Raw genomic sequence first — 26,843 nt, forward strand, 5'->3', positions numbered from 1 at the left:
GAAGCGCCCCCGCGACCGGGTCGCGGCCATACCGGGGACGTCCCGGCCGCCGCCCGCCCCGCAGGTCAGCCGCCGAGGGCGTCGATGATCTTGGCGGCGATCGGGCCCGACTCGATGCCGTAGCCCGGCGCCTCGGTCATCACCGCGACCGCGTACCTGGCGCCCGCTCCCGGGCCGAAGCCGATGAACCAGCGGTCGTTGTAGGAGACGCCCTCGATGTCGGCGGTGCCGGTCTTGCCGCCGCCCACGGACGTCCCCTGGAGGCTCTTTCCTGTGCCGGACTTCACAACCTCCTGCATCAGCTGCCGCATCTCCCCCGCCTGGTCGGAGTTCAGCGCCTGGCCGAGCGAGACGCGCGTCGCGCCCTGGACGACCGAGCCGTCCGCGCCGCGCAGCCTGTCCACCAGGTAGGGCCGCATCGCCTTGCCGCCGTTCGCGATGGCGGCGGCGACCATGCACATTTGCAGCGGCGTCGCGACCGTGCTGCCCTGCCCGATCGAGCCGAGCGCGCTCAGCGAGGGCTGGTCGGTCTTGGGGAACGAGCTGACCGCGCTCGCCAGGCCCTTGTCGTACTCGACCTTCTTGTAGAAGCCGAACCGCGCGGCCTGGTCGGACACCCCGCCGTTGCCGGGCTGCTCGGCCCCCATGAAGGCGAACGTGGTGTTGCAGGACTGCGCGTACGCCGTGATCAGCGGGATGGACGCGTTGTCGCAGTCGCCGCCGATGTCGCCCGCGTCGTTGCTGATCGGCTGCCCGGCGCCGCGCGGCTTGTAGCTGCGCCCGGCGCGGACCTGGGTGTCCTTGGTGGCGCCCCCGGCCAGGTCGGACGAGGCGACGACGGTCTTGAACGTCGAGCCGGGCGGGAAGACCTCGCCGGTCGCCTTGCTGAGCAGCGGCTTCATCGCGTCCTTGTTGAGCCGGTCGAACGCGGCCTGCGCGCGCTTGGCGTTCGGCACCGCGACCTGGTTGGCGTCGTAGGACGGGTAGGACGCCAGGACCAGGATCGCGCCCGTCTTCGGGTCGAGCGCGACCGCCGCGGCCCGGCGCGCGCCGCTGCCGGCGAGCGCCTGGTAGGCGGCGCGTTGCGCGCGCGGGTTGACGGTCGTCTCGACGGTGCCGCCGGGGACCTTCTTGCCGAGGATGCGGTCCATCAGGCTGGTGGTCTTCAGGCGCGCGTCGGTGCCGTCGAGGATGTGGTTCTCCGAGCCCTCGATCTGCGTCTGGGAGAACATCGAGAAGTAGCCGGTGATCGGCGAGAACGTCTCGCTGTCCTTGTAGTGGCGCTGGTAGCGGCCCTTGGAGACGGGGTCGGACCAGGCGATCCGCTCGCCGCCGGCGACGATCGGCCCGCGGGCGATCGAGTCGCGGTTCGCGTACTGGCGCGTGTTCTGCGGGTCGTCCCGCAGCGACTGCGCCTCGAACCCCTGGACGTAGGTGACGTTCGCCATCAGGGCCAGGGCCATCAGCAGGGTGACCACCCAGGTCCAGCGCAGGGCCTTGTTCGTCCCGTCGGAGCTCATCCGGACGGACACCCCCCGAAATCGTCCGGCCACTTATCGTAGCCGGACGCGGAGCGGTCAGCCGGTGGCGCGCCCGTACCAGAACACGGCTTCGCCGTAACGACGGTCACGTTCTGGCATATACCCGTCAGGCCACGACAAAGCAGGCGAACGCACCGAACGTTCGACGGCGATCAGCGCGTCCTCCGCGAGCCACCCGTTGTCGCGGAGCGATTCGAGCAGCTCGGTGACGGCCTCGTCGGCGAGCGCGTACGGCGGATCGGCGAAGACCAGGTCGTACGGCTCGTCCGGGACGCGCTTCACGACGCGCTCGACCTTGTCCGCGACGACCTGCGCGCCGGGCAGTCCCAGCGACGCCACGTTCTCCCGGACGACCTTCACCGCACGCGGATGCGACTCCACCAGCAGCGCATGACCGGCGCCGCGCGACAGCGACTCAAGCCCTACGGCACCGGACCCCGCGAACAGGTCGGCGACGCGCAACCCGTCCAGCGGGCCCAGCAGCGCCTGGACGGTCGAGAACAACCCCTCGCGCGCCCGGTCGCTGGTGGGACGCGTGTCCCGCCCGGCCGGCACCGCCAGCCGCCGTCCTCCCGCACTCCCCGCGATAACCCTGCTCACAGCACCAAAGTATGGCCGCTCGCGGACCGGGGAACGGACAGGGAATCCCCACCCCGAGATTCCCCGCCCGCACCGCGATCAGCGAGCGGCCTACCTGGACCGGCACTTACCCGGACCAGCGCCTGGACCGGCACCTGCCTGGACCGGCGCTTACTACGACAGCGCCCAGCGCACCTGGGTTCGGACTCCCGGGTCGGGATCCGCGAGCGCCTCGGTCAGCGCGGTCAGGACCTCGGGGTTCGTCGGGGCCCACTGCTCCAGCGACTGGACGGCGGCCCGGCGGACGTCCACGATCCGGTCGCGCAGCGCGCGCACGAGCGGCTGCACGGCGACGTCCGGTTCGGCGAACGCGAGCGCGATCGCCGCGCGGCGGCGGACCTGCCAGCTCGCGTGCGCGGTGGCCGTGACGACGCGTCCGACGAGGGGTTCGGGCGCGCCGAGCTCGGCGACCGCGTCGATCGCGGCCATCCGGACGACGGGGTCGTGGTCGGAGAGCAGGTGGTCGAGGGCGGGCAGGGACGGGGCGGCGGCGAGCCGGGCCAGGCCCTCGGCGACCGCGACGCGGACCTCGCGGGCCGGGTCGTCGGCGGCCTCGGCCACCTCGTCCGCCGCGTGCAGCGCGACCAGGCCGAGCACGGCCTGCACGCGGATGTGCGGCTCGTCCTCCTGGAGGCCCTGCGCGTACAGCTCGGTCGCGGCCCGGACGAGCGCTTCGAGCAGGTGGGCGGCGGTGCTGCGGACGCGGCTGTCGCGGTCGGGCGCGGTGGCGAGCAGCAGCGCCTCCACGCCGTCGGTGCCGAGGACGGCCTCGGGCAGGTCGTCCAGGACGTCGGCGGCGGCGGCGCGGACGCGCTCGTCGGGGTCGGCGAGCGTCCAGGCGAGGGTGTCGGCGGCGCCGCGCGGGCCGTCGCCGTCCCGCAGCAGGCGGCCGAGCGCGAAGGCGGCGGCGGCGCGCACCTCGGGCTCGGGGTCGCGCAGGTAGGGGTCGAGGTCGGCGAGCGTGGGCCGGTCGATGCGGTGGAGTTCGAGGACGCGGGCGAGCAGCCCCGGTCCGGTGGGCGTGAGCGTCATGGCGGGCCTCCGTGGTGCCGGCGGATCGGTCCGGGGCGCGGGGGCGCGTCCCGGCGGGGATCAGCGGCGGCTACACAGAGCGCTGGCCTGCCTGCGGAGATCCACGTGGCGGCGCGCTACGAGGGAGGTTCTGTCGTCCACGGGACCATGGTGACCCAGATTCTCCCTAAAGTCAACTTGAAAAGTATGGAATTACTCCGAAGAAGAGGGGACGCGTCGGGCCGCGCCCCCTCCTCGTACAGTCGGTCACGCGACGCGCTCCGCTTCCGGCGCGTCCACCTGCTGCGATGCGGCCGCGCGCGGGGTGCGCAGCAGGACCAGTGCCGCCACCCCTCCGACCGCCGCGATCACGGCCGCCACCAGGAACGCGGTCCGGAAGCCCTCGGTGAGGCGGACGGCGTCGCCCAGCGCGTTCGCGCCGTGCGAGGCGGCGAACGCGGTCGCACCGGCCAGCCCGAGCGCCGATCCGACCTGGTAGGAGGTGTTGACGATGCCGGACGCGAGCCCGGCCTGCTCCGCCGGGGCGCCGGCGAGCGCGGACATCATGGTCGGGATGAAGGCGAGCGACATCCCGAGGGCCGCCACCAGCGACGCGGCGAGCACGTCGGCGGCGAAGCTCCCGTCCGCCCGGACGAAGGTCAGCCCGGCGAGGCCGAGCGCCAGCACCAGCAGTCCGGTCACGGCCAGCGGCTTCATGCCGAACCGGGCCATCAGCCGTCCGGTCACGCCGACCATCAGGATCATGATCGTGACGGTCATCGGCAGCAGCGCCGCGCCGCTGGCGAACGCCCCGAACCCGAGCACCTGCTGCAGGTAGAGGTTCAGGAAGTACCAGGCCGGGATCCAGGCCGCGCCGAGCAGCGCGAACGCCAGGTTGGCGGCGGCGAGGCCGGGCACCCGCCAGATCGACGGCGGCGCGAGCGGCTCCCGGACGGCCTTCTGCACGATCGCGAACAGCACCAGCAGCAGCGCGGCGCCGCCCAGCTCCAGCAGGGTCGACGCGGCGGTCCAGCCCTGCTCCGGGGCGCGGACGACCGCCAGCACGGCCAGCGCGAGGCCGCCGGTCACCGAGACCGCGCCGAGCAGGTCCACCGAGCCGCGGCGGGCGGCGACGGCGGGCAGCACGGCCGGGACGGCGGCGAGCGTCGCCAGCCCGATCGGGATGTAGATCACGAACACCCACGGCCAGCTCAGCCACTGGGTGAGCACGCCGCCGAGGAACACGCCCGCGGTGCCGCCCGCGGGGGCCGCCGCGCCGTACAGCGCCATGGCCTTGCCCAGCTCCTTCGGGTTGCCGCCGAAGGTCGCCATGAGCAGCGCCATCGCGGCCGGGGTGATCAGCGCGCCGCCGACGCCCTGGACGCCGCGGCCGAGCAGCTCGACCCAGGCGTCCTGCGCGGCCGCGGCGACCACCGAGCCGCCGATGAGCACCGCCCAGCCCGCCGCGAAGACCCGGCGGGCGCCGAGCAGGTCGGCGAGCCGCCCGCCGAGCAGCAGCAGGCCGCCGAACACGACCACGTAGGCGTTGAACACCCACTGCAGCCCGCCGGGCGAGAAGCCCAGGTCGCGCTGCATGTCGGGCAGCGCCACTCCGATGATCGAGGTGTCCATGATGACCATGAACTGGGCCGTGGCGAGCACCAGCAGCGCCCACCACCGCCTCGGGTTCGACGCGGACATCTCCGCCTCCTATACCTATGGGGGGTATCTGTTTGACGCGGAGAAACCTAACACACCCCTGGGGGGTATGCTCTGTGACGTGCGTCACCCGGACCTGGAAATGCGGAGGCCCCCGGACGCGGTCATCGCGCTCCGGGGGCCTGGCAGCCCGCTGATCAGGGCTTTCCTAGGCGGTGGGCCTCTTCGAGTACCCGGTCAGGTCTTTTCGAGGTACTCGGTGCGCTCCTCGTCGAGCAGGGACGCCAGCTCGGCCGCCAGGCCGGGGTGCCGTTCCAGGTCCGGGTCGTCCTCGACCAGGGCGGTCGCCTCCTCGCGGGCCAGCCGGATCACGTCCTCGTCCCGCTGGAGGGTCAGCAGCCGCAGGCTGGACGCCCGTCCGGCCTGGGCCGCGCCGAGCACGTCGCCCTCGCGGCGCTGCTCCAGGTCCAGCCGGGAGAGCGCGAAGCCGTCGGTCGTCGAGGCCACCGCGTCCAGGCGCTCGCGCGCCTTGGAGCCCGGCTCGGCGTCGGTGACCAGCAGGCACAGCCCCGGGAGCGTGCCGCGCCCGACCCGGCCGCGCAGCTGGTGCAGCTGCGACACCCCGAACCGGTCCGCGTCCATGATCACCATCACGGTCGCGTTCGGCACGTCCACGCCGACCTCGATCACCGTCGTGGCGAGCAGCACGTCCAGCTCCCCCGCCGCGAACCGGCGCATGACCGCGTCCTTCTCGTCCGGGTGCAGCTTGCCGTGCAGGACGCCGATCCGCAGGCCGGACAGCAGCTCGCCCTCCAGCATCGGCAGCAGCTCCATGATCCCGAGCGGGGAGCGCCGGCCCTCCTCGTCCGGCGCGGGCACGTCGCCCTCGTCGCCCTCCTGCTCGCCGATCCGCGGGCACACGATGTAGATCTGCCGCCCGGTGCCCGCCTCCTCCCGGATCCGCTCCCAGGTGCGGGCGAGGAACGCCGGTTTCTCCGGCGGCACCACATGCGTGCTGATCTTCGCCCGTCCGGCCGGGAGCTGGCCCAGCACGGACGTCTCCAGATCGCCGAACACCGTCATGGCGACCGTCCGCGGGATCGGCGTCGCGGTCATGACCAGCACGTGCGGGCGTCCGCCGGACACCTTCTCGCGCAGCGCGTCCCGCTGCTCGACGCCGAACCGGTGCTGCTCGTCCACCACCACGAGCCCGAGGTCGGCGAACTGCACGTGGTTCTCCAGCAGAGCGTGCGTCCCGACGACGATCCCGGCGCTTCCGGACGCCGCCTCAAGCAGCGATTCCCGCTTGGCTTTGGCTCCCTGCGACCCGGTGACCAGCGTCACCCGCGTCGCGTTCTCGGCCCCGCCGATCTGCCCGGCCTGACCCAGCTCCCCCAGCATCTTGCTGATCGACCGGAAATGCTGCTGCGCGAGCACTTCGGTAGGCGCGAGAAGCGCCGCCTGCCCGCCGTTATCCACAACCTGCAACATCGCCCGCAGCGCGACTATGGTCTTTCCCGCGCCGACGTCGCCCTGGAGGAGGCGGTGCATGGGGTGGGATTCGGCGAGGTCGGCGGTGATCTCCTCGCCCACCTGGAGCTGGCCTTCGGTGAGGTCGAACGGGAGGCGCTGGTCGAAGGCGCTCAGGATGCCGTCGGCCGTGGCCGGACGGGGTTTCGCGGGCAGCGCGGCGGCCGCCTGGCGGCGCTGGGCCAGGGCGATCTGGAGGACGAACGCCTCGTCCCACTTCAGCCGCTTGCGGGCGCGTCCCAGCTGCTCCCAGTCCTTCGGGCGGTGGATGCCCTCGTAGGCGTCGGCCAAGGAGATCATGCCGAGCCGCTTGCGGATCGACTCGGGCATCGGGTCGTCGCCGAGGTCGGCCATGTCCAGGACGGTCCCGACCGACTTGCCGATCGCGTCGATGTCCAGGCCCTTGGTGGTCGGGTAGATCGGGATGATCTCGTCCGCCCACTCGCGCGCGGCGGCGTCGGCGTCGCGGGCGTGCACGACCTTGTACTGCGGGTGGGTGAGCTGGCGCTGCGGGCGGCCCGAGCGCGGCCGGTAGGTGCTGATCTTGCCCGCGAACAGGCCGCGGGTGCCCGGCGACAGGTCGCGTTCGGCGACGTAGGAGCCGCGCCGGCCGAAGAAGCTCAGCTTCAGCTCGCCGGTGCCGTCGGTGACGGTGATCTCCAGCACGTAGCCGGGGCTGCGGCTCAGCGTGCGGCCCTGCACCTTGACGACCTCGGCCATGACGGTGACGTGCTCGTCGTCGGCCAGCTCGTTCAGCGGGGTCAGCTCGCCCCGGTGCGCGTAGCGGCGCGGGTAGTGGTGCAGGAGGTCGCGGGCCGTGTGCAGGTCCAGCCCCTTGGAGAGGACCTTGGCGGTCTTGTCGCCCAGGACTTTGCGCAACGGCTCGTCGAGGTTCGTCACCCGTCTTTTCTACCGCGCCCGCCCGTCATTCCATGCAGGGTCACCGACAGGGTCGCCAGCAGGGCCCGCCCGTCATTCCACGCCGACGAGCAGCGGGTAGAGCTCCTGGCGGCCCTCGTAGGAGACGGTCTCGACGTCCGGGTGGCGCAGGCGGAGGTGGGCTTCGAGGCGGTCGGTGAGGTCGTCCGGGGCGTGCCTGCCGCGGACGAGGGTGACCAGCTCGCCGCCGCCGGAGAGCATCCGGTCGAGCAGCCCGTGCGCGGTGCGGGACAGGTCCCGGCCGATCATGGCGACGTCGCCGTCGATCAGCCCGAGGACGTCGCCCGGGCGGCACAGCCCGACGCTGGTCACGGCCTCCTCGGCGGCGATCTCCAGCTGGCCGAACCGGGTGGCGCCCGCGGCGCGGGTCATCGCGATCACGTCGTCGGCGAACCGGCGCACCGGGTCGTGCACCGCGAGCGCCGCCAGCCCCTGGACGGACGCCCTGGTCGGCACGACCGCGATCCGCGCGCCGCCCTCGCGGGCGCGCTCGGCGGCGGCCTCGGCCAGGTCCAGCACCTCCGGCTCGTTCGGCAGGACGGCCACCTCGTCCCCGGCCGCGAGGATCGCCTCGGCGAGCACGGCCAGCGGCGGGACGGTCCCGGACGCGCGCCGCACCACCAGCGCGCCGTTCTCCTCGAACAGCTCGGCGAGGCCCTCGGCGGCGGTGACGGCGACGACGGCGCGTCCGATGCAGGGTGCCTGCGGGCCGTGGCCGTCGGCGGCCTTCAGGTAGGTGACGCGGATCCGGTGCGGGCGGCCGGCCGCGAGCCCCGCCTCGATCGCGGCTCCGGCGTCGTCCACGTGGACGTGCACGTTCCACAGTCCGTCGCCGCCGACGACCACGAGGGAGTCGCCGAGGCCGTCCAGGGCGGCGCGGAGGATGTGGATGGCGTCGTCGGGGGCGTCCAGGAGGTACATGACCTCGTAGCCGGGGCCGGGGCGCTCGTCCTCCCGGGGCGCGGCCGGGCCGGGGGCGGGCGCGGTGCGCGGCGGGACGACGTACCGCTCGGGGTACTCGTCGGTGATCACGGCGGCGAGCGCGTCGAGCACGACGCAGAGGCCCGCGCCGCCCGCGTCCACGACACCGCTGCGGGACAGCACGTCCAGCTGGCCGGTCGTGGCCCGCAGCGCGCGCCGCGCCCCGGCCGCCGCCGCCCGCGCCGCCCCGCCGAGCGTCTGCTGGTCGCCGATCTGCCCGGACGCGTCGGCGAGCACGCTCAGGATCGTCCCCTCCACCGGGTGCTCGACGGCGTGCCGGGCGAGCAGCGCCGCGTAACCGAGCGCCTCACCGAGCACCCGGCCGTCCGGCGGCGGCGCGTCCCGCCCGCCGAGGATCTCGGCGAGCCCGCGCAGGAACTGGCTCAAGATCACCCCGGAGTTGCCGCGCGCCCCGAGCAGCGCGCCGCGGGCCAGCGTCCGCCATACCTCCTGGGTATCGGCACCTCCTGGGTATCGGCGTCCTCGGGCAGCTCCTGGACGGCGTCGGCGGCCGCCAGGACGGTCAGGTGCAGGTTCGTGCCCGTGTCGCCGTCCGGGACGGGGAACACGTTGAGCGCGTCGATCTCCGCGCGGGTCCGGCCGAGCGCCTCGGCCGCCAGCCCGCACCAGCGCCGGACCGCCGCGCCGTCGAGAACCTCGCCCATCCCGCTCCCGCCCGCCGCGCCGGTTTCCGGCCACGGCCACTCGCGATTCCGGACCACCGGTCTATCGCGCCCATCATGTCCTTGGGAACACCGGCGACCGGGGAATCCGCAGGCCGATTCGCCTACACGCCGCAGCCTGGGCTACTCTGATCCATGCGCCTCGTCCCGAGGCGCTCGTCAGGATGCGCCTCCGGTGCCGGTCACCTAGCCCGGGGCGGTCTGATCCAGAGCATCGACACCCAACTTGGAGTTTCCCGTGGCTTCCGTCTGCGACGTCTGCGGCAAGGGACCCGGTTTCGGCATGCGCGTCTCCCACTCGCACCGCCGCACCCCGCGCCGCTGGAACCCCAACATCCAGCGCGTGCGCGCCGTCGTGAACGGCGCCACCAAGCGGATCAACGCCTGCACCTCCTGCATCAAGGCGGGCAAGGTCGTCAAGCCGACCGTCTGACCTTCCAGACCCCGAGAACCGGCCGAGGGCGACCTCCGGCCGGTTTTCTCGTTATCCCGGAAGCCCTGAGCCCGGACGCGCCGACGCGGCGTCCGGGCGGGGTCGATCAGGCGTGGTGAAGGTTCCAGGCGTGGTCCACGGGGCCGATACCGGCCCCTAGCGGGAAGCCGGCGGCGATGGCGCCCGTCACGTAGCGCTTGGCCTTCTCCACGGCCTCGGGCACCGATTCGCCCTTGGCGAGGTTCGAGGCGATCGCGGACGCGAGCGTGCAGCCCGTCCCGTGGGTGTGGCGGTTGTCGTGCCGTTCGGCGGTGAAGCGGTACTCGGACGTCCCGTCGAACAGCAGGTCAGCGGGCTCGCCCGGCAGGTGGCCGCCCTTCACCAGGACCCACTGCGGGCCCAGCTCCTTGACGGCCTCGGCCGCGCCGCGCATGCCGGACTCGTCCACGACCTTGACGCCCGTGAGCTGCTCGACCTCGAACAGGTTCGGCGTGACGACCGTCGCGACGGGCAGCAGCCTGGTCCGGACGGCCTCCACGGCGTCCTGGGCGAGCAGCGAGTCGCCGTGCTTGGAGACGCCGACCGGGTCGACCACGACCGGCGCGGACACCCCGGCGAGCACCTCGGCGACCAGCTCCACCAGCGCCTTCGAGGCGAGCATGCCGGTCTTCACGGCGTCCGCGCCGATGTCGCCGAGCACCGAGTCGAGCTGCGCGCGGACGGCCTCGGGCGGCAGCTCCCAGTAGCCCTGGACGCCGAGGGAGTTCTGCGCCGTCACGGCGGCGATCACGCTCATGCCGTGCACGCCGTTGGCGAGCATGGCCTTCAGGTCGGCCTGGATCCCCGCGCCGCCGCCGGAGTCGGAACCGGCGACGGTGAGGACGAGCGGAGGGGCCTGACCCGGCTGGTGGGACGTCATGCCGCCCACTCTATTTACCCATTCCCGGCCCACTGCGGCGGGTGCGAGGTCAGCCGCGGACGCAGGCCTGGCGGTTCAGCACGCAGTCGACCGGGGCGGCGACGGCGCCCACGGACGTGTAGGTGATGCGGATCGAGGCGCCCGGCGGGAGCGCCTGGTCCGAGCGGCTGCGGACGTGCACGGAGGAGCCGGTCGAGACGACGGCCGCGCCGCTGACCGCGCGGACGTCGCCGCCCGGGACGCGGAACGCGAGCGCCCACCTGGAGAGGGTCGTCGCGCCGTGGTTGCTGATCGTGACCGTGCCGCGGAACCCGCCGGACGTCCGGGACGCGACCCGGAACGCGACGGTGACGCCGGTGCGGCCCGCGCCGCGGCTGGCCCGCTCGCCCGGCGAGCGCTCGGACATCGTGCCGTCGCTCGGGCCCTCGCCGTCCTGCGGCGTGGCCGCCTGCGGCGACTTGTTGAAGTTCAGCGAGATCTGCTGGGTGCTGTACGCGAGCACGACGACACCGGTGGCGATCATCAGCGCGACGAGCGGCATCAGCGGGAACGGGACGAGCGCGACGACCACCTTCCAGCGAGGCCGGTCGGACGGTCCGGCCGGTGGCGGCGGGGCCTCGTCTTCGGGCATCCGGAGTCTGGTGTGTCGTCCCATCCCATCCCTCTTCGATCACAGGATGTATACCAAACCCTCACCAAGCATGCCTACTGGACGAGTAAACGCCCGGACCCGCGCCGACCCCATTTAACCTGCGCTTAACCCCGAAAGTGGTCCCACCCGCGGACGCCCGGGACGCGGCCGTCCACGGTCACTCCGAAGCCCTCGCCGACGCGTCCGATGACCGTCCAGGTGGCCGGTAGCGCGGTGCCCGCGGGGAAGGTCGCGGCGAACGCGTGGTCCTCCCCGCCGGTGAGCGCGAGGTGCAGAGGGTCGGGCATCGGGACGGCGTCGGGCGCCGGTTCGCCCTGGCTCGTCGCCTCCAGGGACGGTGGCAGCGGAACCGCGGACGCCGAGATGTCGATCGCGACGCCGGACAGGTCGGCGATGTGGCCGAGGTCCTGGAGCAGGCCGTCGCTGACGTCGAGCATCGCGGTCACGCCGTGCGACCGGGCCTCCTCGCCCGCCGCGTACGGGGGCTGCGGGCGGCGGTGCGCGTCGAGGAAGTCGTCCGGGCCGTCCAGGCCGTTCTCCAGCAGGTACAGGCCGGATGCGGCCCAGCCCAGCCGCCCCCGGACGGCCACCAGGTCGCCCGGCCGCGCGCCGGACCGGGTGATCGGCGGGGCGCCGCCGAGGTCGCCGAGCGCGGTCACGGCGATCGTGACGGTGGGCGAGCCGACCGTGTCGCCGCCCGCGATGGACGTCCCGGCCAGGGCCGCCTCGTCCGCGATGCCGTCGTTCAGGCGCAGCGCCCACTCCGCGGACGTGCCGGACGGCGCGCCGAACCCGACGAGCAGGGCCGTGGGCCGCGCACCCATCGCGACGACGTCCGCGAGGTTCTGCGCGGCGGCCTTTCGGCCGATGTCATAAGCGGACGACCAGTCGAGCCGGAAATGGCGGCCCTCGACCAGGACGTCGGTGGTGGCGACGACGCGCCCGTCCGGCGCGGCCACCACGGCGGCGTCGTCGCCGGGGCCGAGCAGCACGTCCGGAGTGAGGTCGCGCCCGGTCGCCTTCCGGATCAGGCCGAACTCGCCGAGGTCCCCGATGCTCTCCACTTTTCTCCCGTTCTCCCCCGATTTCCCGCAGACCGGACCCCGGTCGCCCGCGGCGGCGCGTAACACGATACGGTGACCGTCCGACGTTGAATCTCCGCTTGGGGAGGACGTGATGGTGCAGGCCTACATCCTCATCCAGACCGAAGTGGGCAAGGCCGCCGCCGTGGCGGGCCAGATCCGCGGCATCACCGGTGTGACCCTGGCGGAGGACGTCACGGGTCCCTACGACGTGATCGTTCGAGCGGAGGCGCGCAATGTCGACGAGCTCGGCAAGCTCGTCGTCGCGCAAATCCAGGCGGTCGAAGGGATCACCCGGACGCTCACCTGCCCGATCGTCCACATCTAGGACACTCGTGCGCGGGGCGGCTTCCAGAGCGCTCGTGCGCGGGGCGGCGGGGGTCTCGCTGCTGGCCGCCGTGCCGCTGCTCGTCGGCTGCGGCGACGGCGCCGTCCAGGTCCCCGTGCCGAAGCCGGACGCCGCGACGGTGAAGCTCTGCCAGGGCCTCCGGCTGCCCACCAGGCTGCACGGCCTCAAGCGCCGGAACACCACGCCCGACTCGCCGCTGACGGCGGCGTGGGGCGACCCGGCGATCGCGCTGCGCTGCGGCGTGCCGCTGCCGCCCACGTACCGGATGGACGAGCAGCTCATGGAGATCAACGGGCTGAAGTGGCACGGCTACCCGCATGACCGGCCGGTCACCTGGACCGTGCTGGCCCGCCAGGCGTACGTCGAGGTGACCATCCCGCCGAAGTACGCGCCGCCCGGGGACACCCTGATCGAGATCGGCCAGGCGATCAGCGCCACGATTCCGGCCAAGCCCGAAAACCAGATCTAGCCAGGGAAAATCTCCGTGCCCGGCCGTCCGGCCGGGCACGTACCGTGAACGGCGTGGGTTGCCTTACGACGCCGGGTTCCAGTTCGTCCGCTTGACGAAGTCCTCGAAACCGCGCGGCTCGCGGCCGAGGGCCTGCCGGACGCCGTCGCTGAGGTGCGCGCCCTCGTCCTCGGCGATCCACGTCATCAGCTTGGCCTGCAACTGGGCGAAACGCTCGCTCTCCCCGGCGGCGACGAGCTCGCGCGCATACTCGTCAGGCTCGATGTCGCGGTAGACGATCGGACGGCCTGACGCCGCCGCGATCAGCTCGACGGCCTCCCCGAACGACAGCGCGCGAGGCCCCGACAACGCGTAGGTCCGTCCCTCGTGACCGGCCTGGGTCAGGGCGGCGACGGCCACGTCGGCGATGTCCTCGGTGTCGACGAACGCCTCGCGTCCGGTTCCCGCCGGGAGGCGCAGCTCACCCGAGTCCAGCCCGGCGCGGAACATGCCCTCGCTGAAGTTCTGGAAGTACCAGGTCGGGCGCAGGATCGTCCAGTCGGCTCCGGAGTCGTGGATGACGCGCTCGCGCGGGCGGTCCATGTCCTCGCCACCGGCGCGGGCCGACAGGAAGACCAGACGGCCCGCTCCCCTGTTCACGGCGCGTCCGACGAACGCCTCCAGCACGTCGGCCGGCTGCAGCTCGGGCCGGACGACGTAGACCGCGCCCACTCCGTCCAGCGCGCCGTCCCAGGTCTCGGGAACGTTCCAGTCGAACGGCGGCGTCCCGCGCCGCGACGCGGACCGGTAGGCGATCCCCAGCTCGTCAAGGCGCGCCGCGACGCGCCGACCCGTCTTACCGCCTGCACCCAGCACAAGAACATCTGTCACGTGCGGTGCAACCTCGGCCGCCGCCGCTCTCTTCCCTTGCCGTTCACCACATCGGGACGGGCAGCTCCCCGCGCGCGTAGTAGCCGGGGATCGGCTGCCCGGAGGCGGCCCTGTCGAGGCGGCGGCGCATGCCGTCTGACAGGGCGCCCGCCTTCATCATCTCGACGAACACCGACGTGACGTTGCCGAGGTCGAACCAGTCGCGCTGCCACGACCACTGTCGGTTTCCGGCGTACCGGAACCAGCTTCCGCCGATCCCGGCGACCTCGTACGGCGTCCCGTCCGGACGCTTCGCATCGGCGACCTGCTTCCAGAAGCCGACGACCTCGCCGCGCCGCTCGTCGACGAGGATCGCCTGGTAGGGGTAGGTCCAGCCGTCGAGGCCGCCCATCTCCGAGCCGAGCGCGAGGTCGCGGATCTCGTCGCGCCCGACGGCCATGAAGTCCTGGCCGGGGCCGATGTTCCAGCCGTAGGTGGCGTCCTCGGTGTAGAGGTCGGCGAGCGGACGCCAGTCGCCCGCCGCCTCGCAGCGCCGGTTGGCGTCCAGCCAGTGCTCGACCATCTCGTCCAGCTCGGCGCGGGGGAACGCAGGCATCACGCCTCCATCCGTAGGGCGTCGGTAATGCGCAGGGCTCGGTCATGCGTGGGGCTCGGTCATGCGTGGGGCTCGGTCATGCGCAGGGCCTGGGTCGGGCAGTAGCGGACGGCGCGCGCCACGTCGTCGCGCAGCTCGTCGTCCGGCTCGTGGTCGAGAATGCGGACTTTGCCCCTCTTGGGGACTTCGAAGACGTCCGGGGCTTCCAGCTCGCACATCGCGTGCCCCTGGCAGAGGTCCAGGTCGGCGTCGATCCTCATCGCCGCCTCCGGTACCGGACGACGCACGGCCGGGCGAGCTGGACGACCATCTTCGAGTGGTCGTTCCGGTAGGTTCCGGGCGGCTGGGCGAGGTCGAACTCCCAGTCGCGCAGCAGCACCGAGAAGATCGCCTTGAGCTGGATCATCGCGAAGTTCGCGCCGACGCAGCGGTGCCGTCCCGCGCCGAACGGGACCCACGTCCAGCGGTTGAGCAGGTCTTCCTCCCTGGGCACGGCGTAGCGTTCCGGCCTGAAAGCGTCGGGGTCGGGGAAGTCCTTGGGAATGCGGTTCGAGATCGCGAGCGAGCAGCCGACCATCGTGCCGGGTTCGATGCGATGCCCCAGCACTTCGAGTTCCTTCTGCGCGACCCGGAGGACGAGAATCAGCGGCGGGTGCAGGCGCAGCGCCTCCTTCACCGCCGCTTCGAGGCACGGGATCGCGCGGAGCGCCTGGAAGCTGACGTCGCGTCCGTCCGCGTAGAGGGCGTCCAGTTCGGTGGTGACCTCGTCCAGCGCGGCGGGGTTGCGGAGGAGTTCGATCAGCGTCCAGGCGGCCGTGCCGGACGAGGTGTGGTGCCCGGCGAACATCATCGAGATGAACATGCCGGTGACCTGGTCGGCGCTGAACTTCGGCGTCCCGTCCGGTTCGCGGATCGACAGCAGGACGTCGAGCAGGTCGCGGTCGTCGCGCGGCGGGTGCGGGTCCCGGCCGTCCATGATCTGCTGGACGAGCCGGACCAGCTCCGCGCGCGCCTCGTCCCGCCTGCGGAAGCTCTCGATCGGCGCGTACGGGTCGACGTAGGCGATCGCGTCGGTGCCGCGTTCCAGGTCGTGGTACAGCTCGGCGAACCGGTGGTCGAGCTGCGCGCGGAACTTGCGCCCGATCAGGCACGCGGACGAGGTGTAGATCGTCAGCTCGGCGAACCAGTCGAGCAGGTCGATCTCCCCCTCGTCACCCCATCCCGCCACCATCCGGTCGACCTCGGCGGCGATCGTCGCGGCGTGCCCCTTGAGGAACGAGCCCTTGAGCGCCTGGTTGTGCAGGGCCTCGCGGCGCTGCTCGGGCGTCGCGTCGAACACCACGCCCTCGCCGAAGATCGGCGTCATGAACGGGTACGCCTCGGCCTGGTCGAGATCCTCGTCCGGGGCGCGGAAGAAGAACTCGTTCGCCTCGGCGCCGGTCAGCTGCACGACGCGGCGCCCGCCGATCCGGAACTCGCCCACGTCGCCGCACTCGTCCCTGACCCGTTGCATGAGCGCGATCGGATCGACGCGCAGCTCCTCCAGATGATCAGGCCCGCCCGAAACGACCGGAATCGTCATCGCTCCTCCAGGGGCGCTTCCGGCTGGACTTCGACAAGGGAAAGGTGCGCGCCGCGCGGCATCCCGACGACCGCCGTGATCGCCGCCGCGACATCGGACGGGCGCAGGAAGTACGGATGCCGGGCGTGTCCCCACTTGACCCACTCTTCGAGAACCTGGCCGGTCGTCTCCGGGTCCCAGTTCATCCCCATTCCTGTGGACGTCGGGCCCGGCCGGACGAGGCTCGCGCGCACGCCGGTCCCTTCCAGTTCCATCTGCATCTGCCGCGCCATGCCCTCGACGCCGTTCTTCGCCGCGACGTACGCGCCCATGCGCGTCCTCGGCGACCGGACGACATCGGACGAAACGAACACGATGTCGCCTCGCCTGCGCGCGACCATCCCGGGGACGAACGCCGACACCATCCGGTGCGCGCCGACGAGGTGCACCTGGATCTGCGCGGCGAAGTCGTCGGAGTCGACCTCGTCCAGGCGCTGCGCGGACAGGTCGCCCGCGCCGGAGACGACGACCTCGGCCGGGCCGAGCTGGTACTCGACCGCCGCCGCGAACGCTTTCACCGACTCGCCGTCGCTAACGTCCAGCGGGTGCGCGAACGCCTCGCCTCCGCCCGCGCGGATCGTCGCGGCCAGCTCCTCGCACCTGTCCACCCTGCGCGCGCCGAGCGCGACCGGATGCCCGGCCATCGCGAGCGCCGTCGCCGTGGCCGCCCCGATCCCGGACGAAGCGCCCGTCACCACCGCCGGCCGCCGCCGCGGATGCGGCTCGAACCTGGGCATCTACCGCCCCTCCCACTCGAACCCGGCCTCGCGCTCGAACCTGGGCATTTACCTGGCCTCCCAGCGGACGGGCAGGCTCGCGAACCCGCGCACGTTGATCGAATGGACGCGTCGCGCGCCCGCCTCGTCCACCTCGAAGCCCCTGACCCGCCGGACGAGTTCGGTGAGCGCGATGCGGGCCTCAAGGCGGGCGAGGTTCGCGCCGAGGCAGAAGTGCCGCCCGCCGCCGAAGCTGACGAGCTGCGAGGTGTCGCGATCGAGGTCGTACTCGCCGGCCCGGTCGAACACCCGCGGGTCGCGGTTGGCGGAGCCGACGAGCAGCAGCATCCGCTCCCCCGCTTTGACGGTCGTCCCGTGCAGCTCGACGTCCTTCGCGACGGTCCGTCCGATCATCTGCGAGGACGTGTCATAGCGGAGCGTCTCCTCGATCCAGTCGTCCACGCGTCCGGGATCGTCCAGCGGTTTGCGCACCTGCTCCGGATGGCGGAACCCCCAGTACAGGGCGTTGGCCAGGAGTTTCGTCGTCGTCTCGTTCCCGGCCACGACCATGAGGAACAGGAAGGCGATGACCTCCTTATCGGTGAGGCGGTCGCCGTCGGTCTCGACGTCCAGCAGCGCCGAGGTCAGGTCGTCGCCGGGCCGCGCGCGCTTCTCCGCGACGAGATCCTGGTAGTACCCGGCCAGCGTCAGGGCCGCCTCCATGCCCGCAGGCGGGACGTCGAACACGCCCTCCTCCCTGTGGACGACGATGTCGGCGAGCCGCCGCACCTCCGCGCGATCGGCCTTCGGGACGCCGATCATCTGCGAGATGACGTCCATCGGCAGCAACCCGGCGAAGTCGGTCACCCAATCGGACTCGCCGCCGCTCAACGCCTCGTCCAGGTAGGACGCCGTCAGTTCGCGTATGCCATCGGCCATGAGTTCGACGCGACGCGGCGTGAACCCCTTGGAAACCAGCGCGCGCATACGCGTGTGCTTAGGCGGATCGAGCGCGAGGAACGACATCGTCCGATGCGCGTAGGGGCCCCAAGCACTCGGCTCCAGCGAGACGCCGTTGCTACTGGAGAACGTCGCGAAATCACGAAACGCTTTGGCGACGTCCTCGTGCCTAGACAGAGCCCAGAAGTCCAGCTCGTCGTTCCGGTAGAGGGGCGCTTCGTCTCTGAGGCGCGCGTACAGGGGGTAGGGGTCTTCATGGACGGCGTAGTCGTACGGGCTGTAGGAGGGGTCCACAGCCGCCACCTCACTTAGGAGTCGGGCAGGATCAGCTCCGCCACTTCTTCCAGGCGATCGGCAACGCGCGCGTACGAGGTGTAGCCCATTCCCGCGTGCACGAGCGCCCCTGAGTAAGCAAGCTCCAACGCCCCCAGAGCCTTCGGGTCGTCCTTGCCGAGCGCGGTCTGGAGCCGTTCCCGGATGGCGACCCCGATCCGCAAGCGCAGTTCGCGGACGTCCGGATCGGTGCCGAGCATCGCGGTCGTGCAGGCCGCGGCCAGTTCCGGCTCGTCCGAAACCAGGAGCGCGATCTCGCGCAGCACCTCGACGACCCGCGCCCGTCCCGGCTCCCCGGAGACGTCCGGTAGCGCGCTCAGCCGCCGCCAGAACACCTCGGTCACCAGGTGATTCTTGGACGCGAAGTACGTGTAGGCCGTAGCCGGTGCCACTCCTGCCCGCCGCGCCACGTTCCGCACGGTCAGCGAGTCGAACCCGACCTCCCGGACCTCCTCCACGGCGGCCTCGGTCAACCCGCGCACCGTCTCCGCCTGCCGCGACGTCAGCCGCCGCCGCGTGGACTCGGTGGCCATCTCTCTTCCGGACACATGTCCAGACACTAGTTCAGCCGCACCCCGCCGTCCACCCTCGGTCAGCGGCGGTCCGCCGGCGCGCGGCGTATTCAGCGGCGGTCCGCCAGCGCGCGGGTGATTCCGGCCAGGCCGTACTCGAACGACCGGTCGATCTCGCCCCCGAGCCGGAACGCGCCGCTCAGCTCCATCTCGACGAAGCCGGTCGCCCAGGCCGTCACCAGGCGCGCGGCTTCGAGCGCCTCGTCCTCCCCCACGAGCGGACGGACCGCCCGCAGCACCGGATCGGCCGCCCGGACGCGAGCGTCGGCCGACACCTCCACCGAGTGCATCAGCCGGAACCCCTCCGGCCACGCCATCGCGAACCGCCGGTAGCCGCGCGCGAGCGCGTCGAGCGATCCGTCGGTCGCCTCCAGCTGGACGGCCAGGTCCTCAAGCGTGGCCTCGGCGACGGCCGCCAGCAGGGCCGCACGGTTGCTGACGTGCTTGTACAGCGACGGAGCGCGGACGCCCACCCGTTCCGCGACGCCCTGCATCGTCAGCCGCTTCACGCCGGCCGCCTCCAGGAGATCGCGGCCCGCCGCGACGATCTCGTCGAACGAGGTCTTCTCAGGGGTGGGCACCGCTCGTCCTTCCGCCATCAAAGCTATTGACGTTAGCCATGATAGCTACTTATCTTAGCCGCCATCGATCTTCGTCCCCCCTTCCGGAGAACCCCGTGAAACTCGCCCCCCACCTGCACCGCCTCGGCAACGACATCGTGGCGTGCTACCTCGTCGACACCCCCGAGGGCATCACGCTCATCGACGCCGGGCTGCCCGGCCACTGGAAGGACCTCCAGGACGAGCTGCGCTCGCTGGGCAAGACCGCCGACGACATCCGCGGCCTCATCCTGACCCACGGCGACTCCGACCACATCGGCTTCGCCGAGCGGCTGCGCAGCGAGCACGGCGTCCCGGTGTACGTCCACGCGGACGACTCCGTCCGCACCCGCACGGGCGAGAAGCCCAAGGTCGCGACCGGCCCCCTGCGCCTCGGCCCGGCGCTCGGCTTCTTCGGCTACTCCCTTCGCAAGAACGGCCTGCGCCCCCGGTACGTCAGCGAGGTCACCGAGATCGCCGACGGCGACGTCCTGGACCTGCCGGGCAAGCCCGCCATCGTGGGCATGCCCGGACACTCGCCGGGCAGCATCGCGATCCACGTCCCCATCGCCGACGCGCTCTTCGTCGGGGACGCCCTGACCACCCGGCACGTCCTCACCGGACGCACCGGACCGCAGCCCGCGCCGTTCACCGACGACCCGGCCGAAGCACTCGCCTCCCTCGACCGGATCGCCGGACTCTCGGCGTCCTGGGTCCTCCCCGGCCACGGCGCCCCCTGGCAGGTCTCACCGGCCGACGTGGGCGAGGCCGTCCGGAACGCCTAGCGGCAAACGAAGATCGGTCAGCACGGCCGAGCACTACCGTGGCAGGGGTGCGATACCGACTCTTCGGCCGAACCGGCCTGCGCGTCTCTGAACTCTTCCTCGGCGCCATGACGTTCGGCCAGCCGGACGGCCCCGGCGCCGGCCTCGACGAGAGCCGCCGCGTCCTCGACGCCTACGCGGACGCGGGCGGCAACGTCGTCGACACCGCCATCAACTACCGGAACGGCGCGAGCGAGGAGTACCTGGGCGAACTCCTCGCCGACCGCCGCGACCGCTTCGTCCTCGCGACGAAGTACACCGTGTCCCGGGACGGCGCCGACCCCAACGCGGCGGGCAACCACCGCAAGAACCTGCGCGCGTCCCTCGAAACCAGCCTGCGCCGTTTGCGGACCGACCACATCGACGTCTACTGGGTGCACATCTGGGACCGCAACACTCCCATCGAGGAGACGATGCGCGCCCTGGACGACGCCGTCCGCGAGGGCAAGGTGCTGTACGTCGGCATCTCGGACGCGCCGTCCTGGGTGGTCGCCCGCGCGAACACCCTCGCCGAGTGGCGCGGCTGGACGCCGTTCGCCGGCCTCCAGGTGCCCTACAGCCTGCTGAAGCGCGACATCGAGAACGAACTGCTGCCGATGGCCGAGCACTTCGGCCTGTCCGTCGCCGCCTGGAGCCCTTTGGCGAACGGCATCCTGTCGGGCAAGTACAACTCGGGCAACGCGCCCCGCACCCGCCTCGACCCCAGCCAAATCAGCGACCACGACCTGGAGGTGGCCAAGACCGTTGGCGAGGTCGCGCAGGAGCTAGGAGCGACGAGCGCCCAGGTCGCCCTGGCCTGGGTCCGTGCGAGTTCGCCGGCCGTCCACCCGATCGTCGGGGCACGGACCGCCGAGCAGCTGACCGACAACCTGGGCGTCCTGGACGTGACGCTCGAACCGGACGCCATCCAGCGCCTCAACGAAGCCTCCGGTTTCACGCCCGGCTTCCCATCCGACTTCATCAACGGCACGCAGGAGTTCGTCTACGGCAAGGTCGCGTCCCAGGTCGACAACCGCTGACTACGAGCGCCCGGCCCGGCCGGGCGCTCACGCACGCAGCGGAAAGGCGTTCTGGAAGGCGAGCCGCTCGTCCGCGCCGTCCCCGATGCGCGTGAGGAAGTCGTCCAACGCCGCGAACTCCTCCCACCGCGCCCGCCCACCAGCCTCAGCCAGCCGCGCGACAACAAGATCCTCCAGCTCGGGAACGCGCTTGTTCTTCCAGACCTTGTCCGCGAGGCTCACGAGCAGGTCCTCCAGCGGGATGTCCTCCGTCCAGGACGCATGGGTCGCCGCGAAGCGCGCGAGGCGTTCGTCGAACCCGTGCCGCAGCAGCAACTCGCGCCCGGCTTCCTCATGGGACGCCCCGGGCCCCGAAAGCTCGCCCACATGCACGAACTTCCCAATGTCATGGGTAGCAGCCCCGAACAAGACGGCCTTCCTGTCGAACTCCAGCCCAGGATGCCGCTGCTCAACCCATTCAGCGAGGTCAGCGGCAACATCATGCACAAGCCGTAAATGGGCCCCCAATCGAGGCGCACAGTCCAACGCCCGCAGAAGCTCCGCAACCTGCTCGGGCAGCGGACGAAGCGGCGGATCAGTTTGGTCGTCCAAAGCACGCTGCAACATAGAGAGACCGTAAGGCACCGACAAGAAGCCTCAGCCGTTTGGCAAGTGCAGGCACGGTCAGTCAGCGGCGCCGTCCAGCCAGCCCTGCTCGGCAAGCCGGTTCGCCAGATCCTGTTGCCAGGCGGTCGCGAACTGCCTGATCATCGCAATCTTGTCCGCAGCGAGTCCGTAGGGAGCGTAATCCTCATCCTCGAACAGCGAGACGGCTCCGAGTCGGTAGACAAGGGTCTCGAAATCGAGCTCGGGCTCGTGGCGTCGCCCCAAGACCTCGAGATCGACGAAGGAGAAGCCGCCCTTCGAGGCCGCCGCCTCAAGATCGACGATGTCCCGGACCACCGTCCGATCGTGCAGCGCACGGACCTTCAGCCCCACAGCGTCATCGAGAGGCATCGTGGCGAGGACGACGCCCCCAGTCGACTTCTAGGGCAACCCGTCGAGGCCCCAAGGCTTCTTCAGCAGATCGAGTTCCAGTTCCTGGGCATCGTCCGGCAAGGTGAGCATCAGTCTCGCGGAGCGGGCCCTCGCCTCGATGACATCCACCGAATACCCCAGGGCCAGGTAGTGCTCGGCCACCGCATCGGCGATCTCCCGCAGCGGACGCTGATCGTTGGTGGCAAAGTCCAGATCTTGGGACGGGCGGCAGAGCAGGTCGTGAGCCCGCATGGAGTATCCGCCGGCCAGCAGAAGCCCGAATCGGTCGAAGGCGGGAAGGCCGTCCACAATGACGCGCCGATGACCACCGGGGAGTGGCTCGATCGTCGTCATGCGCCGCTGGGCAGGACGGACTCCCATGCACGCCGGCGTGCTGGACTGAGCATCATCCGAAGCTCGGACCACTGTTCAAGCAGAAGATCGCCATTCAGCCACTTGCAGAGATCGGCGGCTGGAGCTTCCGAGAGCAGCAAGGCGTACAACACCAGGCGCTGGCGGGTGTCACCGAGGTCAAACCTCTTCCGCCCCGACCAGACCACATGAAGCGGAAGCTCCACGGCCCCCGTCACCGGCCCGTGCAGGTCATCGATCGACGCGGGCAGCCGCGCTGCGTAGTCCGCGTTGCGCGACGGAAGCCCCTCTGGCTCGTGCATGAACCCATTATCTCTCAATCCTCGACAGCATGAGTGCCTCTCTGTGATCGAGACGGGACTCTAGGCTCCCGACACCCTTCAGCTTTTAGAAGGGCGTCCGCGAGCGCTTCGGCGGACGAGGCACTGACGAGGACGAACCCGGACGCGCGCCAGACCGAACGGTCATCCACGAACACGTCCCACCCTGGAAAGAGGCCGCGCAGGACGTGCAGGAGCAGAACGCGGCCGGTCACCCGACGTCCAGCACCGCGAAGACGACCTTGCCGCCGCCGGCCCGCGGCCGAACACCCCACGCGCGCGTCATGAGCTCGATCATCGCCAGCCCACGCCCGGACAACGCGTCCAGCGCGAGTGGCCGGACGACCGGCCGCACCTCCGACCCGTCCTCCACCTCAATCACGGGCCCCGCATCCGAGAGCAGAAGACGCACAGTGATCGGGTCGCCCGGGTCACTGCCATGCAGGAGCGCATTGGTAACAAGCTCGGAAGCCACCGTCCGCGCAACGTAGACAAGCTCGGACGCATACCCACGCGCCCCGAACCACTCCCCCACGAAATCCCGCACCACCTTGATCGATTCCCCGCACGCCTCCACCACGATCTCGGCGTCCGCCATCGTCACACCCTGATCGTTTTCCCTGGCCATGAGCGTCCCTCGCAACATCCCTCACGCTGAGTTGCCGAATACACACTCATCCAGTCACGCCAAGGCGTAGCGTCATGAGTCAACTGCAGGGTGCGAACAACTCAGTGACATCCACTGCCCCGTTGCTGACCTCCCGAAAGACCGATATGCCCGCACAGAAGAACGCCCCCGAACTCCTCGCCTTCGGTGACGAGGTGAAGCGGCTACGCCTCTCGGCAGGGCTCACACAGCGCGAAGTCGCAGCTCTCACCAATGTGGCGCGGACGTACATCACGCAGGTCGAGTTGGGCAACACCCGCTGCCGCCGGGACTTCGCCCAACGTCTCGACCACGCGCTGCACAGCGGGACGACAGTCGTCGAAGCTTGGGACGACCTGCTTCAGGCGATAAAGGCAGCCCGTTATCCATCAGTCTTCGGCAACTACCCACACGCCGAGGCCACGGCGAGTGCGCTGCGCTCGTTCGAGCAACGCATCGTCTACGGCCTGTTCCAGACCGAGGCCTACGCACGCGTCCTCCTGAAGAAGGAAGAGGACGTGCTTGCCCGCATGCGGCGCCAGAATGTTCGCAGCCGTACCCCCGCCCCATCCATCTACTCCGTGATGGACGAGAGCGTCCTCTACCGCCAGGTCGGCTCCGTCGAGATCATGCGGGAGCAGCTCGAATTCCTTTACGAACTGTCACAAGCGGAAAACATTTGCCTACAGATACTCCCCCCGATTTACATTCGCAACCTGTGGGCGTCCTTCGCGATCGCGACGCAAGCCGATCAAAAGCAGGTAGTCTACACGTCAAAGGCCTACGGAGGAGAGACGTCCAGAGATCCGGAAGACCTGGCCATCGTGTGCGAGACCTTCTCACGCGTGCAGGCCCAGTCCCTGAACGTCCCAGACTCACGCACGAAGATCAGAGAGGCGCTTGAGGAGAAATGGACCTGAGCCAGGTGGTGTGGCGAAAGGCCTCTCGCAGCAACGAGATCGGCGACAACTGCGTTGAGGTTGCGAACGTTGCGGGTTGGCTGGCCTTGCGGGACAGCAAGGACCCGGACGCCGGGGTACTGGCGCTGTGCCGGGACGGGTTCGGGGCCGTCCTCGCAGCCGTCCGCGAGAGGTAGCCAGGCGATGGATCTCAAAGGTTTCGAGTGGCGAAGGAGCAGCCACAGCGGCACCAACGGCGGCGAATGCGTTGAGGTAGGCACTGCACCTGCGTGGCGCAAGGCGTCCCGAAGCAACGAAGACGGCGCCAACTGCGTGGAGGTTGGAGACGCTCTGGGCGGAGTGGCCGTACGGGACAGCAAGGATCCGGGCGGCGGAGTGCTGGAGCTGAGTCGGGATGGGTTCGGGGCCGTGCTTGCAGCCGTTCGCGAGAGGTAGCTAGGCGATGGACCTCGAAGGTTTCGAGTGGCGAAAGAGCAGCTACAGCGCCCCCAATGGCGGCGAATGCGTCGAAGTGGGCGCCGTGCCCGCGTCCGCCTGGCGCAAGGCTTCTCGCAGCGACGAGATCGGCGACAACTGCGTTGAGGTTGCGGACGCTGTGGGCGGGGCGGCCTTGCGGGACAGCAAGGACCCGGACGGCGGCGTGCTGGCGCTGAGCCGGGACGGGTTCGAAGCCGTGCTGGAGGCCGTGCGCGCCAGGTAGTCGGCGGGATTCAGCGCTCAGGAAGATCCCCCGCCCGTGGGTTACCGTTTGCGCGTGAGGTCATGGGTGAAGTGGCTGGTGGGCCCCGAGGTGGACGAGCGGCGCGCGCGGCTGACCGGGACGGCGCTCCTCGTCGCGGCGCTGGGCCTGACGGTCTGGATCGTCTACCTGGGCTCCGCGCTGCCCGACCAGGGTCCGGCGCAGGACTGGAACACCACCTGGACCGGCATCGACACCTGGCAGCTGACGTGGGTCGGGCTTGACGTGTTCGAGGTCGCCGGGCTCGCCGCGACCGGATGGCTGTTGCGCGGCAGCCACCGGGAGACCCGTACCGCCGCGCTGCTCGCGGCTCCGGTCTTCGTCATCGACGGCTGGTTCGACATGCTGACCGCCGCGAGCAGGTCCGATCTCGCGGTCTCGCTGGCGGTGCTGGCGCTTGCCGAACTGCCGGGCGCGCTCGTCCTCCTGCTGGTCGCACGCAAGGCGCGCCAGTTCGAGGCCGGCGCGCCGGATGAGCGCCCTGATCGCGCACACGCTGAGCACCGCGCCCTGGCCGATTCTCATGATGGCGGGCGAGGAGATCTCGACGACCGGCAGCGCCGCTGACCATTGAGCAGGTGGTGTCGCCCGGGATAATTGGTTTTGTGGGGTCTTGGGGCTCTGACAGCATGTGGGCCATGCGCCACCCTCTTGACACGCTGGACTGGCCGATCGCCACCGACCGGCTGCTCGTGCGCCGGGCCGTCCCGGACGACGCGGAAGCGACCTGGGTCTACCGGCAGCTGCCGGAAGCTTGGGAATGGGTCGGGGGCGCCACGACGACGTTCGACGACTACCGCGAGCATTTTCTCCGCGAGGATCGGCTCGCGAACCTGCTCGTCATCGAGCTGGACGGTCGGGTGATCGGCGATCTGACGCTGCAGGTCCAGGACGCTTGGGCCCAGCAGGAGGTCGCCGACCAGGCGAAGGGCGTCCAAGGAGAGCTCGGGTGGACGCTGGACCCCTCCTACGGAGGCAAGGGCTACGCCACCGAAGCGGTACGCGCCCTCATCGACGTCGCCTTCGGGAAGCTCGGCCTGCGCCGCCTGCACGCGCAGTGCTTCTACGACAACGAGGCTTCGTGGCGGCTGATGGAGCGGGTCGGCATGCGCCGCGAACAGCACACGGTGAAGGATTCCCTCCACCGGACCAAGGGCTGGCTCGACGGTCTCGCCTACGCCCTCCTGGCCGAGGAGTGGACCGCTCCCAACTGATCGATCTCCGCCCTGGAGGTCAGGCGAGGAGGTGCTGGACGGCCTGGGTGAGCACTTCGGGGCGGGTCCGGGTCGGATGGTCCGCGGCTAGGGACTGGTTGGCTATGGCCAGTGAGTAGGCGAGCAGGCTGCGGGCCTCGACGTCGTCCGGGTCGGGGCAGAATTCGCCGAACAGGCTGCGCAGGTAGTCCATGCGGCGGTTGTCGACGTGCCGGAGGCGCTGCGCGACCTCGGGATCGCGGCGGGCCCAGTCGCGGATCGCCAGGTCGACAGGTATTAGCGGCGAAGTGGGGATGAGCGTCCCCAGTAGCCGGATCTTCTCTCTGGCGTCGGCGGTCTCGGCCTCCACTTGGGCCATGAGTTCGTCGGCGCCTTTCTGCTGCCAGGCGTCCAGGAGCGCTTCGAGGAACGCGTCCCGGTCCTTGAAGTGCCAGTAGAAGCTGCCTCGGGTGACGCCGAGTTCCTTTGCCAGCACATCGATGCGGACGGCGTCGGGCCCGCCCGCGGCGAGTGCGTTGAATCCCTTCTCGATCCACGTGCTGCGCGGGGTGCGTGCCGTCGCCGCCATCGCCGTCTCCTCCCGGGTTGTGGGGTGCGGCACAGTGCCTTGCGCTCGCAA

Annotated in this window: 35 protein-coding genes and 1 pseudogene; 11 read left to right on the forward strand and 25 right to left on the reverse strand. The window is 70.9% G+C overall.

Going from position 1 to position 26,843, the window contains the following annotated elements; all coding sequences use genetic code 11:
* Window positions 1-65: 65 nt before the first annotated feature.
* The 8 genes from FHU30_RS25070 to FHU30_RS25100 all read right to left on the reverse strand — a co-directional run bounded on the left by FHU30_RS25070 (window position 66) and on the right by FHU30_RS25100 (window position 8,965).
* Window positions 66-1,520, reverse strand: coding sequence for a penicillin-binding transpeptidase domain-containing protein (locus FHU30_RS25070; protein WP_253879043.1), 1,455 nt, complete (start codon window positions 1,518-1,520; stop codon window positions 66-68).
* Window positions 1,521-1,577: 57 nt separating this feature from the next.
* Window positions 1,578-2,141, reverse strand: coding sequence for a 16S rRNA (guanine(966)-N(2))-methyltransferase RsmD (gene rsmD / locus FHU30_RS25075; RefSeq protein ID WP_253879044.1), 564 nt, complete (start codon window positions 2,139-2,141; stop codon window positions 1,578-1,580).
* 153 nt (window positions 2,142-2,294) lie between these two features.
* The gene (locus tag FHU30_RS25080) at window positions 2,295-3,212 is read right to left on the reverse strand and encodes a HEAT repeat domain-containing protein (RefSeq protein ID WP_253879045.1); all 918 of its coding nucleotides are present in this window, start codon (window positions 3,210-3,212) and stop codon (window positions 2,295-2,297) included.
* Window positions 3,213-3,272: 60 nt separating this feature from the next.
* Entirely contained in the window at window positions 3,273-3,353 is an 81-nt protein-coding gene (locus tag FHU30_RS47705) for a putative leader peptide (RefSeq protein WP_372503963.1), read from the reverse strand.
* A 105-nt stretch (window positions 3,354-3,458) separates the two neighbouring features.
* Window positions 3,459-4,892: an MFS transporter gene (locus FHU30_RS25085; protein ID WP_253879046.1), complete on the reverse strand. Its 1,434-nt coding sequence runs from the start codon at window positions 4,890-4,892 to the stop codon at window positions 3,459-3,461.
* A 195-nt stretch (window positions 4,893-5,087) separates the two neighbouring features.
* Entirely contained in the window at window positions 5,088-7,280 is a 2,193-nt protein-coding gene (gene recG, locus FHU30_RS25090) for an ATP-dependent DNA helicase RecG (RefSeq protein ID WP_253879047.1), read from the reverse strand.
* Window positions 7,281-7,352: 72 nt separating this feature from the next.
* On the reverse strand, window positions 7,353-8,735 hold the full coding sequence (locus FHU30_RS25095) for a DAK2 domain-containing protein (RefSeq protein ID WP_253879615.1): 1,383 nt from the start codon (window positions 8,733-8,735) through the stop codon (window positions 7,353-7,355).
* Window positions 8,690-8,965, reverse strand: a complete 276-nt coding sequence (locus tag FHU30_RS25100; RefSeq protein WP_253879642.1) for a hypothetical protein — start codon at window positions 8,963-8,965, stop codon at window positions 8,690-8,692. The genes FHU30_RS25095 and FHU30_RS25100 overlap by 46 nt, the downstream gene beginning before the upstream one ends.
* Before the next feature lie 256 nt (window positions 8,966-9,221).
* Here FHU30_RS25100 and rpmB point away from each other — a divergent pair, with 256 nt between their 5' ends.
* Complete coding sequence (rpmB, locus tag FHU30_RS25105) at window positions 9,222-9,416, forward strand: 50S ribosomal protein L28 (protein ID WP_067883900.1); 195 nt, start codon at window positions 9,222-9,224, stop codon at window positions 9,414-9,416.
* A 106-nt stretch (window positions 9,417-9,522) separates the two neighbouring features.
* Here rpmB and thiD read toward each other — a convergent pair whose 3' ends face one another.
* The 3 genes from thiD to FHU30_RS25120 form a co-directional block, all read right to left on the reverse strand.
* A complete protein-coding gene (gene thiD, locus FHU30_RS25110) occupies window positions 9,523-10,335 on the reverse strand; it encodes a bifunctional hydroxymethylpyrimidine kinase/phosphomethylpyrimidine kinase (protein WP_253879048.1) in 813 nt (270 codons plus the stop codon).
* 49 nt (window positions 10,336-10,384) lie between these two features.
* On the reverse strand, window positions 10,385-10,966 hold the full coding sequence (locus tag FHU30_RS25115; protein WP_253879049.1) for a cellulose binding domain-containing protein: 582 nt from the start codon (window positions 10,964-10,966) through the stop codon (window positions 10,385-10,387).
* Between the two features lie 125 nt (window positions 10,967-11,091).
* Window positions 11,092-12,051, reverse strand: coding sequence for a thiamine-phosphate kinase (locus FHU30_RS25120; RefSeq protein WP_253879050.1), 960 nt, complete (start codon window positions 12,049-12,051; stop codon window positions 11,092-11,094).
* Between the two features lie 112 nt (window positions 12,052-12,163).
* Between FHU30_RS25120 and FHU30_RS25125 the strand changes: the two genes are divergently transcribed.
* Together FHU30_RS25125 and FHU30_RS25130 are read left to right on the forward strand one after the other, a co-directional pair.
* Window positions 12,164-12,397: an Lrp/AsnC family transcriptional regulator gene (locus FHU30_RS25125; RefSeq protein WP_253879051.1), complete on the forward strand. Its 234-nt coding sequence runs from the start codon at window positions 12,164-12,166 to the stop codon at window positions 12,395-12,397.
* Window positions 12,398-12,431: 34 nt separating this feature from the next.
* Entirely contained in the window at window positions 12,432-12,887 is a 456-nt protein-coding gene (locus FHU30_RS25130) for a DUF3515 domain-containing protein (RefSeq protein WP_253879052.1), read from the forward strand.
* A gap of 63 nt (window positions 12,888-12,950) precedes the next feature.
* Here FHU30_RS25130 and FHU30_RS25135 read toward each other — a convergent pair whose 3' ends face one another.
* The 8 genes from FHU30_RS25135 to FHU30_RS25170 all read right to left on the reverse strand — a co-directional run bounded on the left by FHU30_RS25135 (window position 12,951) and on the right by FHU30_RS25170 (window position 19,135).
* Entirely contained in the window at window positions 12,951-13,757 is an 807-nt protein-coding gene (locus FHU30_RS25135; RefSeq protein ID WP_253879053.1) for a Rossmann-fold NAD(P)-binding domain-containing protein, read from the reverse strand.
* Window positions 13,758-13,800: 43 nt separating this feature from the next.
* Entirely contained in the window at window positions 13,801-14,352 is a 552-nt protein-coding gene (locus FHU30_RS25140) for a nuclear transport factor 2 family protein (RefSeq protein WP_253879054.1), read from the reverse strand.
* A gap of 59 nt (window positions 14,353-14,411) precedes the next feature.
* Window positions 14,412-14,612 (reverse strand): ferredoxin, encoded by a 201-nt coding sequence (locus tag FHU30_RS25145; protein WP_253879055.1) that lies wholly within the window; start codon window positions 14,610-14,612, stop codon window positions 14,412-14,414.
* Window positions 14,609-15,934 (reverse strand): lanosterol 14-alpha demethylase, encoded by a 1,326-nt coding sequence (gene cyp51 / locus FHU30_RS25150; RefSeq protein ID WP_253879056.1) that lies wholly within the window; start codon window positions 15,932-15,934, stop codon window positions 14,609-14,611. Before cyp51 ends, FHU30_RS25145 begins: the two co-directional genes overlap by 4 nt.
* Window positions 15,931-16,710, reverse strand: coding sequence for an SDR family oxidoreductase (locus FHU30_RS25155; RefSeq protein ID WP_253879057.1), 780 nt, complete (start codon window positions 16,708-16,710; stop codon window positions 15,931-15,933). Before FHU30_RS25155 ends, cyp51 begins: the two co-directional genes overlap by 4 nt.
* Window positions 16,711-16,758: 48 nt before the next feature.
* A complete protein-coding gene (locus tag FHU30_RS25160) occupies window positions 16,759-17,943 on the reverse strand; it encodes a cytochrome P450 (protein ID WP_253879058.1) in 1,185 nt (394 codons plus the stop codon).
* A 14-nt stretch (window positions 17,944-17,957) separates the two neighbouring features.
* Window positions 17,958-18,515, reverse strand: a complete 558-nt coding sequence (locus tag FHU30_RS25165) for a TetR/AcrR family transcriptional regulator (protein ID WP_253879059.1) — start codon at window positions 18,513-18,515, stop codon at window positions 17,958-17,960.
* Between the two features lie 89 nt (window positions 18,516-18,604).
* Window positions 18,605-19,135, reverse strand: a complete 531-nt coding sequence (locus FHU30_RS25170) for a TetR/AcrR family transcriptional regulator (RefSeq protein WP_253879060.1) — start codon at window positions 19,133-19,135, stop codon at window positions 18,605-18,607.
* A gap of 95 nt (window positions 19,136-19,230) precedes the next feature.
* Between FHU30_RS25170 and FHU30_RS25175 the strand changes: the two genes are divergently transcribed.
* The gene (locus FHU30_RS25175) at window positions 19,231-19,938 is read left to right on the forward strand and encodes an MBL fold metallo-hydrolase (RefSeq protein WP_253879061.1); all 708 of its coding nucleotides are present in this window, start codon (window positions 19,231-19,233) and stop codon (window positions 19,936-19,938) included.
* A gap of 47 nt (window positions 19,939-19,985) precedes the next feature.
* Window positions 19,986-20,996, forward strand: coding sequence for an aldo/keto reductase (locus FHU30_RS25180; protein WP_253879062.1), 1,011 nt, complete (start codon window positions 19,986-19,988; stop codon window positions 20,994-20,996).
* A 27-nt stretch (window positions 20,997-21,023) separates the two neighbouring features.
* On the opposite strand, the gene FHU30_RS25185 is transcribed toward FHU30_RS25180, so the two are convergent.
* From FHU30_RS25185 to FHU30_RS25205, 5 genes and pseudogenes are all read right to left on the reverse strand, one after another.
* Window positions 21,024-21,602 carry an HD domain-containing protein gene (locus FHU30_RS25185; RefSeq protein ID WP_253879063.1) on the reverse strand — a complete coding sequence of 193 codons (579 nt, stop codon included), beginning with the start codon at window positions 21,600-21,602 and terminating at the stop codon, window positions 21,024-21,026.
* Between the two features lie 57 nt (window positions 21,603-21,659).
* Window positions 21,660-21,995: pseudogene (locus FHU30_RS25190) on the reverse strand (nucleotidyl transferase AbiEii/AbiGii toxin family protein); the annotation flags it as partial.
* 27 nt (window positions 21,996-22,022) lie between these two features.
* On the reverse strand, window positions 22,023-22,367 hold the full coding sequence (locus FHU30_RS25195; protein ID WP_253879065.1) for a nucleotidyl transferase AbiEii/AbiGii toxin family protein: 345 nt from the start codon (window positions 22,365-22,367) through the stop codon (window positions 22,023-22,025).
* Window positions 22,364-22,687 (reverse strand): hypothetical protein, encoded by a 324-nt coding sequence (locus FHU30_RS25200; protein ID WP_253879066.1) that lies wholly within the window; start codon window positions 22,685-22,687, stop codon window positions 22,364-22,366. The genes FHU30_RS25195 and FHU30_RS25200 overlap by 4 nt, the downstream gene beginning before the upstream one ends.
* A gap of 229 nt (window positions 22,688-22,916) precedes the next feature.
* Entirely contained in the window at window positions 22,917-23,303 is a 387-nt protein-coding gene (locus FHU30_RS25205; protein ID WP_253879067.1) for an ATP-binding protein, read from the reverse strand.
* A 104-nt stretch (window positions 23,304-23,407) separates the two neighbouring features.
* Between FHU30_RS25205 and FHU30_RS25210 the strand changes: the two genes are divergently transcribed.
* The 6 genes from FHU30_RS25210 (at window position 23,408) to FHU30_RS25235 (ending at window position 26,224) form a co-directional block, all read left to right on the forward strand.
* Complete coding sequence (locus FHU30_RS25210; protein WP_253879068.1) at window positions 23,408-24,271, forward strand: helix-turn-helix domain-containing protein; 864 nt, start codon at window positions 23,408-23,410, stop codon at window positions 24,269-24,271.
* On the forward strand, window positions 24,262-24,447 hold the full coding sequence (locus tag FHU30_RS25215; protein ID WP_253879069.1) for a DUF397 domain-containing protein: 186 nt from the start codon (window positions 24,262-24,264) through the stop codon (window positions 24,445-24,447). The genes FHU30_RS25210 and FHU30_RS25215 overlap by 10 nt, the downstream gene beginning before the upstream one ends.
* 7 nt (window positions 24,448-24,454) lie before the next feature.
* Window positions 24,455-24,706 (forward strand): DUF397 domain-containing protein, encoded by a 252-nt coding sequence (locus tag FHU30_RS25220; RefSeq protein ID WP_253879070.1) that lies wholly within the window; start codon window positions 24,455-24,457, stop codon window positions 24,704-24,706.
* 7 nt (window positions 24,707-24,713) lie between these two features.
* The gene (locus FHU30_RS25225; protein WP_253879071.1) at window positions 24,714-24,971 is read left to right on the forward strand and encodes a DUF397 domain-containing protein; all 258 of its coding nucleotides are present in this window, start codon (window positions 24,714-24,716) and stop codon (window positions 24,969-24,971) included.
* Window positions 24,972-25,025: 54 nt separating this feature from the next.
* Window positions 25,026-25,577 carry a hypothetical protein gene (locus tag FHU30_RS25230; RefSeq protein WP_253879072.1) on the forward strand — a complete coding sequence of 184 codons (552 nt, stop codon included), beginning with the start codon at window positions 25,026-25,028 and terminating at the stop codon, window positions 25,575-25,577.
* A gap of 71 nt (window positions 25,578-25,648) precedes the next feature.
* Window positions 25,649-26,224 (forward strand): GNAT family N-acetyltransferase, encoded by a 576-nt coding sequence (locus FHU30_RS25235; RefSeq protein ID WP_253879073.1) that lies wholly within the window; start codon window positions 25,649-25,651, stop codon window positions 26,222-26,224.
* Window positions 26,225-26,243: 19 nt separating this feature from the next.
* On the opposite strand, the gene FHU30_RS25240 is transcribed toward FHU30_RS25235, so the two are convergent.
* Window positions 26,244-26,792 (reverse strand): TetR/AcrR family transcriptional regulator, encoded by a 549-nt coding sequence (locus FHU30_RS25240; protein ID WP_253879074.1) that lies wholly within the window; start codon window positions 26,790-26,792, stop codon window positions 26,244-26,246.
* Window positions 26,793-26,843: the final 51 nt, after the last annotated feature.

It is taken from the genome of Actinomadura rupiterrae, assembly GCF_024172125.1.
Classification (GTDB): Bacteria; Actinomycetota; Actinomycetes; order Streptosporangiales; family Streptosporangiaceae; genus Spirillospora; species Spirillospora rupiterrae.